We start from the raw sequence: 13,740 nt of genomic DNA on the forward strand, positions 1-13,740 counted from the left end.
TAAGTTCCTTCAATGGAACCATTTTTCTAAAGCTTCCTGAAGCATTTTCAACCGAACGTAATAATTGTATTTTTGAAGCAAATTTAAAAGATGAGCAAAGGAGTTTTACTTGTTAATCTTGGTTCTCCCGATAGTACAGATCCAAAAGATGTAAAAAAATATCTCGATGAATTCCTCATGGATGAAAGGGTGATTGATGTGCCTTACTGGGCCCGCACGCTTTTAGTAAGAGGAATTATTCTCAATACCCGGCCCAGGAAATCGGCTGAGGCTTATGAGAAGATCTGGTGGGAGGAAGGCTCTCCTCTTATTGTACTTTCTGAAAGGCTTCAGGAAAAGGTTGATGAATTGACTTCGGTGCCAATTGCTCTTGCAATGCGCTACGGAAAGCCTTCTATTAAAAGCGGACTTCAGGAACTGCAGGATAAGGGAGTTGATGAAGTGCTCATTTTTCCGCTTTATCCGCAGTTTGCTATGGCTACTACCGAAACCATTCTGGTGTTAGCTGAAGAACTTCGGAAAAAGCATTTTCCGCAGATGACCTTTACTTCGGTTCCTGCGTTTTATAATCATGAAGATTATATCCGGGTCTTAGCCACAAGTATTTCTGAATCCCTGAAAGGAGTGGATTTCGATCATCTTTTGTTCTCTTATCACGGGGTTCCAAAAAGGCATATCAGGAAGAGCGATATCACAAAGTCGCATTGTAAGATTGATGGCAGTTGTTGCCAAACTCCTTCTGCTGCGCATCAGTTCTGCTATCGTCACCAATGTTACGAAACCACAAAATTAGTAGCCGAATACCTGGGGCTTGAAAAAGGCAAATATTCGGTATCCTTTCAATCAAGACTTGGTTTTGATCCATGGCTGCAGCCTTACACCGACCGTACGATCGAGAGAAAAGGACTCGAAGGCGTGAAGAATCTCGCGATTGTTACTCCGGCCTTCGTTTCAGATTGTCTTGAAACTCTTGAAGAGATTGCAATGGAAGGTAAAGAGATCTTTGAAGAGGTAGGAGGAGAAAAATTCACTGTTGTGCCTTGTCTTAATGACCGCGAGGATTGGGTGAAGGTCCTGGCGCGCTGGATCGATGAATGGGCTCACCAAAATGTTGCCGTATAATCCCATTTTTGACACCTCTTTAAAATGCAGTTTTCTTTATCTTTGTTAGGATATGGAAAAGGAGAGGCTTAAAATGGAACTTGTTGACAAGCTCCAAAAGTGTTTCAAGCTTCGGAACCTGGTAAGGATTATATTTCAGAACAAAAAACTAAGCTTTTAGAAGAATTCAACATCTCACCTGAGCAAGAGGAGGAGTTAATAAGGCGCTACAGGGATTACCTCGAAGGAAAGACCGAGGGCGATAGGTGGGAAGATGTGAGGCAGAATATTAAAGACTTGTATGGCTTTTGAAGTTGATTTTCGGAAAGAAGCCCAGAAGGATTAAATAAAAGCGTATCTCTGGTATGAGAATAAACAAAAAGGGTTAGGAGAAAGGTTTGTTCAGGAGGTTGAAAGCGGTGTTAATTACATCAGGCAGAACCCTGAAGCTTTTTCCAGGAAGAAAAATGGCTTCAGAGAATTTCCTCTAAACATTTTTCCTTACCTCATGATCTATATATTGGAAGAAAAAAGATTACCATTCTTGCTATTTTTAACACCGCCTCAATCCAGATAAAAAACCTTCAGAATAAAATTGGAATACTACAATTACATCAAGGCCCTTCATCTCATCTTTGTGATCACCTGGTTCGCCGGACTCTTTTACATCCCGAGACTGTTTATCTATCATATAGAAGCCTGGGCAAAACCTGAACCCGAAAAGAGCATTTTAAGCACCCAATTAAAATTGATGACCAAAAGGTTGTGGTATATCATTACCTGGCCTTCAGCTATCCTTGCGACCTTGTTTGCTGTCTGGCTCCTCATCATCGTGCCGGCTTGGTTGCAAATGCCCTGGATGCATGTAAAACTTTTATTTGTGGTTCTGCTTTTTGCATATCACTTTAAATGCCATCACATATTCAAGCAGATGCAAAATGACAAGATCACCTGGACCTCAAACCAAATGAGACTGTGGAACGAAGTCTCTACTTTGATCTTATTTGCAGTGACTTTTCTAGTTATAGTAAAGGATGCCCTTAACTGGATCTATGGTGTGATCGGGATCTTTTTACTGGCCGGAATGCTCATGTTGGGAATAAAGATCTACAAGCGGGTTCGCTCCAAAAATCCTGATGCGTAGAATGGTTTAATAATTGTTGAGTACTTTGCCACCTTAAACAAGAACATTTGAAATTCTCTTTAAGAACCCGAATTTTCCTCTCAATGATCGTCCTGGTCTTACTGGCCTCGATCCTTATTGGAGGAATTACGGTTTTACAATACAAGAAAGAAGCACAGACCTATCACAGGGAGAGGCTGGAGAGGAAGGAAGAGGCAATAAGAGAACATATCAAGTTTGTGGTAGAAAGTACTACCTACGAAATAAAGGAGGAGACGGTCTATCTTATTCTTAAACAGGATGACAAGATCCACGAGGTTTCCCAGGTACACAATATGCCAATCAACGTGTACAGTTTGGATGGTGACCTTATTCTTAAATCCAACCAATCGTTCTTTCCCGATACTACAGACCTAAGGCTGGACGACCAGGTGCTGGAGCAGTTGCACTCGTCCTCAAGCAAGAGGGTGATTCGGCACATCGTCAAAAATGACAAAAGATTTCAATCGTCTTATACTTTTATTACCGATAATAAATTCCGCCCTCTGGCAATTCTCAATCTTCCTTACCTGGAAGATGATTATTTTATCACCCGGGACCTACGGAATTTTCTGGTAAAACTCACCGAGGTTTACCTGTTTATGCTGGTGCTGGCCATTCTGCTCGCATATTTCCTTTCAAAATACATCACCCGCAGTCTAAAAACGGTTTCAGAAAGGATACATCAAACCCGACTGGATAAGAAGAACCAGAAGATAGAGATAGGCAATGTAAGTGAAGAGATATTTACACTCGTGGCTGCCTACAATTCTATGATCGACGAGCTGGAAGAAAGTGCCGCCAAACTTGCGAGCAGTGAGCGGGAGCAAGCCTGGAGGGAAATGGCAAAGCAGGTGGCGCATGAGATCAAGAATCCGCTTACGCCAATGCGGCTTAGCGTTCAGAATTTCCAGAGGAAGTTCGATCCCAATGATCCACAGATGCAGCAAAAAGTAGATGAATTCAGTGATACTTTGATCACGCAGATAGATACTATGAGTTCAATAGCTTCCGCTTTTTCGAATTTTGCGAAGATGCCGGCGCAGCAGAATGAAACCCTCAATGTTCCAAAAATAGTAAAACTTGCCCTCGATATTTTCAACGAAGATTATATCCTTTTCTCTTCCGAGAAAGAGGAGATCATAGCCAAATTTGATCGCACTCAGTTGATAAGGGTAGTTACAAACCTGGTGAAAAATGCAGTGCAGGCAGTCGATAAGGAGAAGAATCCGGCAGTACTGGTGACCGTTACCGAAGAAGAAGGTCGTGCCTGTTTAATAGTATCAGATAATGGAGTGGGAATTTCCGAAGAAAATAAGGACAAGGTATTCGAGCCTAAATTCACCACCAAGTCCAGCGGAATGGGTCTAGGCCTTGCGATGGTAAAGAATATTGTAGAGAGCTGCGGTGGGAGTATAGAGTTTACGTCAAAATTAAATAAAGGCACTATCTTTAAGGTGCACTTTCCAAAATAACAAGAAATGGAGTTTGAAAATATACTTTTTGAAGAGAACAATAGCATAGGCTACATCACCATTAACAGGCCTTCCAAGTTGAATGCCCTAAACAGGGCAACCATTGGAGAGCTTAATGAAGCTTTTGAATCTGCCAGGGAAGACCGGGATATCAAGGTGATCATTCTCTCCGGAAGTGGTGAAAAAGCCTTTGTTGCCGGTGCAGATATCAGCGAATTTGCTGAATTCTCTCCGGAAGAAGGACAACGTCTCGCGGCTGAAGGGCAGGAGAAATTATTTGATGTAGTGGCGAATTTTCCAAAGCCGGTCATTGCAGCTGTCAATGGTTTTGCACTTGGTGGGGGGCTTGAACTGGCAATGGCTGCACATTTCAGGATCGCCAGCAATAATGCCCGCATGGGATTGCCCGAAGTTTCTTTGGGAGTCATTCCGGGTTATGGAGGAACCCAGAGATTACCTCAGTTAGTAGGCAAAGGCAAGGCTATGGAGATGATCATGACTGCGGGAATGATCGATGCAAAAGAAGCAAAAGAACATGGTTTGGTGAACCACGTTACCACACCCGAAGAATTAATTCCCTTAGCCGAAAAACTTGCCGGAAAGATCATGAACAATTCTATGGTAGCGATTGCGGCAGCTATTAAAGCTGTTAATGCGAACTACCAGACGGGTATTAATGGTTTTGAAGTAGAAATAGAGGAATTTGGAAGCTCCTTCGGCACCGAAGACTTTAAGGAAGGAACTTCTGCTTTTCTTAATAAACGCAAAGCAGACTTCCCTGGTAAATAGGAAAATTTCCTGATAGTAGGAAAAAATCCTATCTTTGTTCCTTATGGAGAGGAACGATTTTATCAAGGGGAGAGGGGCGCAGCACCAGGTCAAGAACAGGTTTGATGCCTTGTCTTATGAGATGAGGGATGATTTCCTTAATTATTGTGCGGCCGAAGGTGAGGAAGCTACCTCTTCTAAAACGGCTTTTATTGAAACCTTTCCTAAGACTATTGTAAACAAAGTAACCAGTCCCGATGTGGGCCTGGAATATTCCCTTAACCCTTACCAGGGTTGTGAACATGGCTGCGTCTATTGCTATGCGAGAAATTCCCATGAATACTGGGGCTATGGTGCCGGACTCGATTTTGAGCAAAAGATCCTCGTAAAACGCAATGCTGTTGAGTTGCTTGAACAACAACTGCGCAGCAGGAGCTGGAAAGCAGCTCCTATCGTGCTTTCGGGAAATACAGATTGCTATCAACCTGTAGAGCGAAAACTGGAGATCACCAGGAAGCTGCTACAGACCTTTTTGAAGTACAGGCATCCTGTGGGAATAATTACCAAGAATGCGCTCATCCAAAGGGACGTTGATATCCTGCAGGAGCTTGCAAAGGATAATTTAGTGCGGGTTAATTTAAGTATAACTTCTTTGGAGGAACGCACCCGCCAGTTGCTGGAACCACGTACAGCGAGTATTAAAAAACGCCTGCAGACCATTGAAGTTTTAAGCTCCAGGGGGATACCCGTGAGCGTTATGATGGCCCCCATTATTCCATCCATCAACAGCCATGAGATCCTGCCGCTGGTAAAAGAAATCGCAGCAAGAGGGGCTTGTAGTGTGGGTTATACCGTAGTAAGGCTGAATGGTGCCATAGGGGAAATATTTTCTGAATGGATAAGGAAAGCTATGCCCGGAAGGGCTGAAAAGGTCCTGCATCAAATTGCTGAATGCCACGGCGGAAATCTCAACGACAGTCGTTTTGGAAGCCGTATGAAAGGTGACGGAAATATTGCAGACCAGGTAGCACAACAATTTGCTATAGCGAGAAAACTTTATTTAAAGGATCGGGAGCGGCCCGGCTTAAACTGTGATCTTCACGAGCAATACAAGGATGGGCAAATGAAGCTGTTCTAAAAATCCCATTTTTGAGAAGGTAGTCCCCATTCTTTATAGAATTCCTGAAGAAAGTTCTCCATGTACCTGTGCCTTTCTGCGGCGAGTTTTCTTCCGGTAGCGGTATTCATCCGGTCCTTTAAAAGCAGGAGCTTTTCATAGAAGTGATTAATGGTTGGTGCCGAAGAGCTTTTATATTCCTCTTTTGTCATGTTGAGGTTGGGTTTCACTTCGGGATCAAAAAGTGGGCGGCCTTTATGTCCGCCGTAGTTAAAGGTACGGGCAATTCCAATTGCCCCCAGCGCGTCCAACCTGTCGGCGTCCTGTACGACGTCCAGTTCAGGGGAACGAAATTGCTGCGCTTCATTTCCTCCTTTGAAGGAGATCCACTTTATGATATTCTCTACGTGCTCTATTATAGCTGCAGGTACCTGTTGTTCCTGTAAAAATTCTCTCGCTAATCTCGGCCCGACAGTTTCATCTCCTTCGTGGAATTTTGAGTCGGCGATATCGTGAAGTAGCGCTCCCAGAGCGACTACAAACTTGTCCACATCTTCGGAAGCGGCAATGATTTCCGCATTTTTAAGCACTCTTTCTATGTGGAACCAGTCATGACCTCCTTCGGCATTCTTCAGAGTAGTCTTTACAAAATGAACGGTATTGTCAATGATCTGGTTCTTATCCATAGGTACTTAAAAACGGCATTTTTAGATGATATCGGCAGTAATAGTTCTTTCTACCTGTGCGACGAGGGCATCGGGTGCTTCAGCGTTTGCAGCAATGGGCTCATGGACTTTTAGCATCAGGTGGACTCCAATACCCATTGGAAAATTTCCGTAGCGAAAAAGTTTCCAGCTGTTATTGATGGTGATGGGAACAATGACTGCCCCGGGCATTTTCTTGATGAGCAGCTGCAATCCCTGCACCGCAAATTTCTTGGGAGCCCCGGTGCGGCTGCGGGTTCCTTCAGGAAAAATTACGGCAGAGCGTTTATGTTCATTGAGGTAGTCGGCAAATTTGCTCATCTTCACCAAAGCTTCGCGGCCATTCTTTCGGTCTATCAAAAGATTACCGCCATGCCGAAGGTTATAAGAAATACTCGGTATTCCTTTTCCAAGTTCTTTTTTGCTCACGAATTTTGGATGATGTTTCCTAAAGTGCCATATAATGGGAGGAATATCATACATCCCCTGGTGATTTGCAACAAAGATACAGGACTTGTCGACCGGCAAGTCATAAGGGTTTTCAATGCTGAACCTGGTACCGAGAATGTTAAGGCAGCGCAGCAGAAAAAAGTTAAAGATATCCACACTTTTTTTGTGCGCCTGGTAGCCACCCAACTTGAGACAAATCCACTGGATAGGATGAAATACCAGGAGCGTGATAAAAAAGAAAATGTAGAATAATACCGAAAGGGGATAGGAAAGGATCTTTTTAAAGGTCTTCATTTTTACTTGCTTGCAAGAGGCTGCAATTTCTACATTTTAATCCTGCTATGCAATATTGAATTAAGCTGCAACTTTTTCCCGCCTTAGCTTTTTAGCTGATTTCTTTTTAGAAGATTTTTTCCTCAGCTTATTGATCCAGATTATAGTACCGGTGACCGGCAGGCTAGTGGCGATGAGGCAGGCAATAAAGTACAGTATCTTTGAAAACGTGCCATAGATCTCCCCCAGGTGAATGGGTTTTATAAGCGAAGCGATCTGCACATTTAATGGTTTATCACTAAAAATGTCTTTTTGAAGAACCTTGCCGCTTTGGTCCAGCACGAGCTTGTTTGAAATAACAGGTGAAAAAGCCGATTCGTCATACTTCCTGATGTTATACACCGGCGAATCCTCTCCGGGCAATCCAATACTCACTTCTCCTTCGTAGTTAAATTCTTCGTGTATAATGGCGTAAATCCTGTCCAGGCTCGCGATATTTTCTTCCGAAACTGGCTCGGGATCGAACTCAACGCCACCGCCACGATTGAAGACTTTCGTGCCAATAACTGCGCCGGCTGCTTCTCTGTACCACTCGAAGGACCAACACAATCCTGTAAGGCCCATGATGATGATAAGCAGCAGGGCATAAAAGCCGAGGGTGTTGTGCAGGTCGTGGTTGATCCTTTTCCAGTTGGCTTTGGTCTTGATCTTAAACCCCTGTTTAAAATTTCTCCAGCGCCACTTCCGTGGAAACCACAGAATTAATCCTGAAACAGAAAGGATCATAAAGATAATTGTGGCTATGCCCACAATGGGGCGGCCAATGGAGCTGTCGAGCAGCAGCCAGCGATGCAGCTTAAACATGCTGAACATAAATTCTGAAGCTGCCGATTCGGGTTGAGCTAATACTTCAGCCGTATGAGGATTGACAAGAAAGCTGGTGCCACGCCGGTCTTCTGGCGAGGTTTTAATCCGGGCTTCGTAAAATCCTTCCTTTCCGGAGGGAATAGTGATGGAGCTAAGTTGGCCCAACCCGGCTTCAGAAATTGAATTTTTGAGATTAGTGAGGCTCTTAAGAGGCAGATCTTGTCCATTGAGTACTACATCTTCAGCAAAAATCTCCTCAATCTCCTCCTGAAAAACCAGAATCGTGCCGCTAAGACAGATGATGAAAATGATGATTCCGCTGCCAATCCCCAGCCACAGGTGAATGTCATTGATGAATTTCCGAAAGCTATAGTTCTTCATGATCAAAATACTATTCTTACTTAGACTTGATATAAATAAGCTGTAAATATAGAAGGATTTGGGAGAAGCAGCAGCTTTTTATGGCTGATTTTGCTCATCTTTCTCAATCAATTCAGGCTAATGAATTGCAGTAGAGTGATCTGTAATAAATAAGGGCAATAAAAAAGGCTGCTCAAAAATGCCATTTTTGAGCAGCCTTCATTGTAATTTTCTTCCGAAGAATTCTTAGCAGAATTCGTTGTATGCTTCAGTAAGATTATCGGCAATGATCTCGGCCGGGCGACCTTCAATATGATGTCTTTCCAGCATGTGTACCAGTTCTCCATCTCTGAACAAAGCCATAGAAGGAGAAGATGGAGGGAATGGAACCATATAATCCCGCGCCTTTTCGGTAGCTTCACGATCAACTCCTGCAAAAACTGTCACTAAGTGATCTGGACGTTTGCTGTTCTGCAGGCTAATTCTTGCAGCCGGGCGGGCATTTGCAGCGGCACAACCGCAAACAGAATTCACCACCACCAGGGTAGTTCCTTTTCTGGCAATTGCCTCATCAACCTGCTCTACTGTATGTAATTCTTCAAACCCAATGCTGGTAAGATCTTCCCGCATTGGCTTCACTAATTCCGGTGGATACATATATCAATTTTTTATTGTTAGAACTAAAGATGCAAAGATACAAATTAAACTAAGAGCATAAATTTTAAGCACATAAACCGGCTTAGGTTCCAAAACGGGGAAGTTTTGCCGTCTTAAATGTTATCTTTGCGGCCCAAATGTTTTTGAATGGTTAAGTGGTTTGCCGCCTTTGTCGGGTTTATGTTCTATGGAGCCCGTGGCGCTATCCTTGGTTTTATAATTGGCAGCATTATAGATGCTCTCACCTCTTCCCGCAGTGGAGGGTTTAAAATGTTTTCTGAAGAAGAACGTGTCACGCCCGGTGATTTTGAACTTCATCTTCTTACTCTTTCGGCAATTGTCATAAAAGCCGACGGCAAAGTGAGCCAGCAGGAGATGGATTACGTGCGCAACTATTTCGTGCAGGCTTACGGAAAGGAACGCGCCAATGCTGTTTTTCGCACCTTCAATGAAGTGGTTAAGGACCGGCAACTGGATGAAAGGCGTATTTCACAATTTCTTGTCGCCCGAACTCAGTATGCAGCGCGATTACAGATAGTGCATTTTCTTTTTAGTATTGCCAATGCCGATGGCAGCGTGAGCCAGGCCGAAGCAGGTAAAATTAGACAGATCGCCGGCCACCTGCGTATAGGTGTAAAGGATTTTGAAAGTCTTTATGCTATGTTCTTCCAAACCACCGACAATGCCTATAAGATCCTGGAGATCGACAAATCGGCCTCAGATGCCGAGGTGAAAAAGGCTTTCAGGACCATGGCCAAGAAATATCACCCCGATAAGATTCAGCACATGGATGAGGCATACATCAAGGGAGCCGAAGAAAAATTCAGGAAAGTACAGGAAGCCTACGAAAAGATCCAGAAGGAGAGGGGATTTTAGGCTCCAAAAATGATTTTTACTGAAGCAATTTACTCCCGAATTTTACACCTATAAAAGCTGTTCTGGGTCGTGAAGGTCCGTATACGTAATTCGCATCACGATCTACACCGCGATCAAAATCCTGCTGATATTGGTTGAAGATATTTTGAACTCCAAGATTCAATTCCAGCTGAAATCCTTTAGATAATTCGAAGATGTAGGCTGTTTTAAAATTCACCTCAAGGAAATCTTCAGTTTTTTCGAGTCGGTCGTATGCAATATATCCTGCCAAATGCGGCACATACATGCTGCCCGTGTACACGCCGGAAAAATTGTTCTGCCAGTTCTTGACAGGAGCATAGGTGAGGATAAAATTACCGTAGATGTTGGGGGACTTGAAGAAGTTTTCAGCATTTTCAAAGGATGCATCAGGATCATCACTAAATTGTACAGGGGAATCGTACTGGGCTCGCTGCAATGTCCCTCCAAGCTGTAAGATCCAATCGGGATTGGGAGCAAAGACAGCGTCCAGGTTTATTCCGTAGACATCTGCACCTTCGCCGTTGCGTTTTTCAAATACAGTTTCAGAAATTTTTTCAAGAATAAATGGGTCCTTGAGCCTGGTGTAGAAGGTTTCGAAAGTAAGTCTGTAGTTTTCATCTAAAGTAGTTTTGCTCCACTCCGCGGAAGCCAGATAACTATGAGAGGTTTCCGAAATAAGGTTATCAGAGAACCGGACTAGACTTACTTCCCCGGCAGCGATCCTGGCATGGATATCCTCAGTAAATACTTGTGGTGCTCTGAAACCTTTGGCATAGCTGGTTCGAAACTGCAATTGTTCGCTTGCAGCAAACAGCAGATTCAATCGGGGATTAAAAATGACATTTTCCTCTGCCGCATTATGAAGATCTGCCCGCAGACCACCGAGAACTTTTAATTTTTCTGTAGCCTGCCATTCCTGTTGAGCGTAGAAACCAAGAATGTTCAGGTTTTGGTCGACATATGCATTGTAGCCCGGCTTTCGGTCTTTCATCAGGTTGTTCTTGAACTCACTTCCAACAGTTAAGGTCGCTGTGGAGCCAAAAAAGTTTTCCTGATCAAAGGAGAACTGGGAACCCAGCAGGTACGTGTTGTCCAGTGAATTTCCATAACCTCTTAAGCTTTCTTCCAGTGTTCCAGTCTTCCCACCGTAAAAGTTGTCATTGCGGGACAACTGTGCTGTGCTGTACAGAGAATATCTCAAATTTCCACTTTTTGAAAAAGCTTCGTAGGTGAGGCCACCGCCTATGACATCACTTTCGATCTGTTCTGTAATATCGGCTTCAAAAGGAAGGAGAGCGAGTTTGTTCCCACCGCGGCGGAATTCATGAATAGTATGAAAGTCCAGGCTAAATTTACTTCTGTCATTAGGCCTGTAAAATGACTTAAATCCAAAGGTTTTATTTTCGACCTGTGTGAGTTCGGTAAAGCCATCTCCATTATGGTCGTATGGATTTCGGTCTCTGAACATTCCGTAGACATTTAATCCTGCGTTATAACTGTCACTTAGAACAGTTCCATTGAAAGTTACGGCCTTGTCACTAGTTTCGGCATTTATAGCAGCCAAATTACCTGCTACTTCGAAATAATCTTCGGTCGGAACTTTGGTAATTATATTTATGGTGCCTGCAATAGCATTCGATCCATACAAGGCTGAACCACCGCCACGAACTACTTCTATTCTTTCTATAGAATTCGCCGGGATCTGGTCGAGCCCATACACCCCATTTAAGGCGCTAAAAACTGGACGGCTGTCAATGAGGATTTGGGAGTAAGCTCCGTCTAAGCCGTTCATTCGTACCTGAGAAAAACCACAATTCTGGCAATTGGTTTCCATTCTTAGACCTGGCTGAAAATTGAGACCTTCACTAAGACTAATGGACTGGGTGGCTTTAAATTCTTTTGCCGAGGTAACTGAAACAATGACGGGAGCGGTATGTCTAAGCTGGCCGTTACGACTTGCAGAAATTACCACCTGGTCCAGACCTGTAACGTCTTCCTGTAGGGAGAAATTCATTACCTGTGGTTCGGAATTTATGATATCCAGGTGGTGTTTTTGTGTTTTATAACCAACAGCCTGTAGGATCAATTCGTGATGTCCTAAAGGAACTTCCATCGTAAAAAGTCCTTCTTCATTCGTTGTGGTTCCCGTTTTTGTTCCTTCGAGATAAATATTGACGAAGGGAACCGGCTCCCCATTAGCTAGGATCTCTCCGGAAATCATCGCGGTCTGCGCCTGATTACTATAGGGAGTGAAGAAGACAAAAATGATCAACAAGATTCTCACAACACAATTTTTGTCAAAGGTATAAACTATTTTTAGACAAGGCTAAAAATTGTTTATGAAGATTTAAAAATGTAATTTTGATCCGTAAAAATAAACTTTTATGTTCAGCCTTTCCGAAGAAAATTACCTGAAGGCCATTTTCCATTTAGAAAAGAAATATTCAGCCGGAGTGAGTACTAATGCTTTGGCTGAAGAAATGGAGACCAAGGCTTCGTCTGTCACAGATATGCTGAAGAAGCTTTCTGATAAAAACCTGGTGAAATACCGGAAATATCAGGGTGTTCATTTGAGTGAAAATGGAAAACACGCAGCCATAGAAGTAATTCGAAAACACCGCCTCTGGGAAGTGTTCCTGGTCGAGAAACTGAATTTCTCCTGGGATGAGGTTCACGATATCGCCGAACAACTGGAACATATCAAGTCCGAAAAACTTACCGATGAACTCGATAAATTTCTGGGGCATCCAAAAAGGGATCCTCATGGAGATCCCATTCCCGATGCAGCCGGAAATTTTCGGATCTCGAACAAGATGCTATTAAGCGACCTTTCGGAGGGGCAGTCGGGGATTTGTGTTGGAGTAAAAGATTCTTCCACCGAGTTTTTAAGGTACCTCGATAAGAACGAGATCACCCTTGGGAAACCTATTAAAGTAGTGCAGCGCGAAGAATATGATGACTCCCTTTTGATTCAGGTCAATGAAAATGAGCTGCGAGTTTCTAAAAGCATTTCCACCAATTTATTTGTAAAACCCACTGAATCATGAATAATTTGATCGCATATTTTGAATCTCTTGATCCTGTACTGGCGGCTTTTTTAGCCACGCTTTTTACCTGGGGTCTAACTGCATTAGGAGCATCTCTGGTTTTTTTCTTTAAGAAGATGAATCGGGCTCTTTTTGACGGAATGCTTGGATTTACCGGAGGGGTGATGGTCGCGGCAAGTTTTTGGAGCCTGCTTGCACCGGGCATCGAAATGAGTGAAGGAGAAGGTTTTGTAAAGGTCATTCCCGCAGTAGTTGGCTTTGGTTTGGGAGCATTTTTCATTTTTGGACTGGATAAGGTGCTGCCTCATCTACATGTCAACTTCAAAATGGCCGAAAAGGAAGGGGTCAAGACTCCCTGGCATAAATCTGTGCTTCTCACCCTCGCAATTACGATGCATAATATTCCCGAAGGTTTGGCCATTGGAGTCCTTTTTGGAGGGGCAGCAATGGGACTGGAAGGAGCGAGCATAGGAGGTGCCGTTGCTCTTGCCATGGGGATAGGATTGCAGAACTTCCCTGAAGGATTTGCCGTCGCTATGCCTTTGAGAGGGCAGGGCATGAGTCGATGGAAGAGCTGGAACTATGGTCAATTATCGGCTATAGTAGAACCAATTGCTGCGGTGTTGGGAGCAATGGCTGTCCTTACCTTTGAACCAATTTTACCTTACGCGCTTTGCTTTGCAGCCGGTGCCATGATCTTTGTAGTGGTTGAAGAAGTAATCCCCGAAGCCCAACAGGATCGATACACAGATATTGCAACCATGGGCTTCATAGGAGGATTTATGGTGATGATGACCCTGGATGTGGGACTTGGTTAGAGGGTAGATAAAAATTTCCTTCTTGATGCAACATAGATGACATT

14 protein-coding genes are annotated in these 13,740 nt (G+C 43.6%); 9 read left to right on the top strand and 5 right to left on the bottom strand.

The window, feature by feature from the left end; genetic code table 11:
- Positions 1-90 precede the first annotated feature (90 nt).
- From hemH to VR862_RS07270, 6 genes are all read left to right on the top strand, one after another.
- Positions 91-1,122 carry a ferrochelatase gene (hemH, locus tag VR862_RS07245; RefSeq protein ID WP_324720287.1) on the top strand — a complete coding sequence of 344 codons (1,032 nt, stop codon included), beginning with the start codon at positions 91-93 and terminating at the stop codon, positions 1,120-1,122.
- A 99-nt stretch (positions 1,123-1,221) separates the two neighbouring features.
- A complete protein-coding gene (locus VR862_RS07250; protein WP_324720288.1) occupies positions 1,222-1,413 on the top strand; it encodes a hypothetical protein in 192 nt (63 codons plus the stop codon).
- Positions 1,414-1,696: 283 nt separating this feature from the next.
- On the top strand, positions 1,697-2,245 hold the full coding sequence (locus VR862_RS07255) for a CopD family protein (protein WP_324720289.1): 549 nt from the start codon (positions 1,697-1,699) through the stop codon (positions 2,243-2,245).
- An 83-nt stretch (positions 2,246-2,328) separates the two neighbouring features.
- Positions 2,329-3,738 carry a sensor histidine kinase gene (locus tag VR862_RS07260; RefSeq protein ID WP_324720290.1) on the top strand — a complete coding sequence of 470 codons (1,410 nt, stop codon included), beginning with the start codon at positions 2,329-2,331 and terminating at the stop codon, positions 3,736-3,738.
- Between the two features lie 6 nt (positions 3,739-3,744).
- Complete coding sequence (locus tag VR862_RS07265) at positions 3,745-4,527, top strand: enoyl-CoA hydratase/isomerase family protein (RefSeq protein ID WP_324720291.1); 783 nt, start codon at positions 3,745-3,747, stop codon at positions 4,525-4,527.
- Positions 4,528-4,570: 43 nt separating this feature from the next.
- Positions 4,571-5,644 (top strand): PA0069 family radical SAM protein, encoded by a 1,074-nt coding sequence (locus VR862_RS07270; RefSeq protein ID WP_324720292.1) that lies wholly within the window; start codon positions 4,571-4,573, stop codon positions 5,642-5,644.
- On the opposite strand, the gene VR862_RS07275 is transcribed toward VR862_RS07270, so the two are convergent.
- The 4 genes from VR862_RS07275 to VR862_RS07290 form a co-directional block, all read right to left on the bottom strand.
- Positions 5,641-6,309: an HD domain-containing protein gene (locus VR862_RS07275; RefSeq protein ID WP_324720293.1), complete on the bottom strand. Its 669-nt coding sequence runs from the start codon at positions 6,307-6,309 to the stop codon at positions 5,641-5,643. The two genes, VR862_RS07270 and VR862_RS07275, sit on opposite strands and share 4 nt — an antisense overlap.
- A 21-nt stretch (positions 6,310-6,330) precedes the next feature.
- Positions 6,331-7,071 (bottom strand): lysophospholipid acyltransferase family protein, encoded by a 741-nt coding sequence (locus VR862_RS07280; protein ID WP_324720294.1) that lies wholly within the window; start codon positions 7,069-7,071, stop codon positions 6,331-6,333.
- A gap of 60 nt (positions 7,072-7,131) precedes the next feature.
- A complete protein-coding gene (locus VR862_RS07285; RefSeq protein ID WP_324720295.1) occupies positions 7,132-8,298 on the bottom strand; it encodes a PepSY-associated TM helix domain-containing protein in 1,167 nt (388 codons plus the stop codon).
- A gap of 225 nt (positions 8,299-8,523) precedes the next feature.
- Positions 8,524-8,934 carry a BrxA/BrxB family bacilliredoxin gene (locus VR862_RS07290; protein WP_324720296.1) on the bottom strand — a complete coding sequence of 137 codons (411 nt, stop codon included), beginning with the start codon at positions 8,932-8,934 and terminating at the stop codon, positions 8,524-8,526.
- A 147-nt stretch (positions 8,935-9,081) separates the two neighbouring features.
- Between VR862_RS07290 and VR862_RS07295 the strand changes: the two genes are divergently transcribed.
- Positions 9,082-9,810, top strand: coding sequence for a TerB family tellurite resistance protein (locus tag VR862_RS07295; protein WP_324720297.1), 729 nt, complete (start codon positions 9,082-9,084; stop codon positions 9,808-9,810).
- 16 nt (positions 9,811-9,826) lie between these two features.
- Here the strand turns inward: VR862_RS07295 and VR862_RS07300 are convergent, their stop codons facing one another.
- On the bottom strand, positions 9,827-12,115 hold the full coding sequence (locus VR862_RS07300) for a TonB-dependent receptor (protein ID WP_324720298.1): 2,289 nt from the start codon (positions 12,113-12,115) through the stop codon (positions 9,827-9,829).
- Positions 12,116-12,215: 100 nt separating this feature from the next.
- Between VR862_RS07300 and VR862_RS07305 the strand changes: the two genes are divergently transcribed.
- Together VR862_RS07305 and VR862_RS07310 are read left to right on the top strand one after the other, a co-directional pair.
- Entirely contained in the window at positions 12,216-12,878 is a 663-nt protein-coding gene (locus VR862_RS07305; RefSeq protein WP_324720299.1) for a metal-dependent transcriptional regulator, read from the top strand.
- Positions 12,875-13,696 carry a ZIP family metal transporter gene (locus VR862_RS07310; RefSeq protein ID WP_324720300.1) on the top strand — a complete coding sequence of 274 codons (822 nt, stop codon included), beginning with the start codon at positions 12,875-12,877 and terminating at the stop codon, positions 13,694-13,696. The genes VR862_RS07305 and VR862_RS07310 overlap by 4 nt, the downstream gene beginning before the upstream one ends.
- Positions 13,697-13,740 lie beyond the last annotated feature (44 nt).

The organism is Salinimicrobium aquimaris, from assembly GCF_035607535.1.
Classification (GTDB): Bacteria; Bacteroidota; Bacteroidia; order Flavobacteriales; family Flavobacteriaceae; genus Salinimicrobium.

Bases quoted from the DNA above. Each gene is read 5' to 3' on its own strand.
- VR862_RS07285 (WP_324720295.1), bottom strand. From the start codon at position 8,298: ATGAAGAACTATAGCTTTCGGAAATTCATCAATGACATTCACCTGTGG.
- VR862_RS07280 (WP_324720294.1), bottom strand. From the start codon at position 7,071: ATGAAGACCTTTAAAAAGATCCTTTCCTATCCCCTTTCGGTATTATTC.
- VR862_RS07265 (WP_324720291.1), top strand. From the start codon at position 3,745: ATGGAGTTTGAAAATATACTTTTTGAAGAGAACAATAGCATAGGCTAC.
- hemH (WP_324720287.1), top strand. From the start codon at position 91: ATGAGCAAAGGAGTTTTACTTGTTAATCTTGGTTCTCCCGATAGTACA.
- VR862_RS07275 (WP_324720293.1), bottom strand. From the start codon at position 6,309: ATGGATAAGAACCAGATCATTGACAATACCGTTCATTTTGTAAAGACT.
- VR862_RS07270 (WP_324720292.1), top strand. From the start codon at position 4,571: ATGGAGAGGAACGATTTTATCAAGGGGAGAGGGGCGCAGCACCAGGTC.
- VR862_RS07305 (WP_324720299.1), top strand. From the start codon at position 12,216: ATGTTCAGCCTTTCCGAAGAAAATTACCTGAAGGCCATTTTCCATTTA.
- VR862_RS07310 (WP_324720300.1), top strand. From the start codon at position 12,875: ATGAATAATTTGATCGCATATTTTGAATCTCTTGATCCTGTACTGGCG.
- VR862_RS07295 (WP_324720297.1), top strand. From the start codon at position 9,082: ATGGTTAAGTGGTTTGCCGCCTTTGTCGGGTTTATGTTCTATGGAGCC.
- VR862_RS07290 (WP_324720296.1), bottom strand. From the start codon at position 8,934: ATGTATCCACCGGAATTAGTGAAGCCAATGCGGGAAGATCTTACCAGC.
- VR862_RS07260 (WP_324720290.1), top strand. From the start codon at position 2,329: ATGATCGTCCTGGTCTTACTGGCCTCGATCCTTATTGGAGGAATTACG.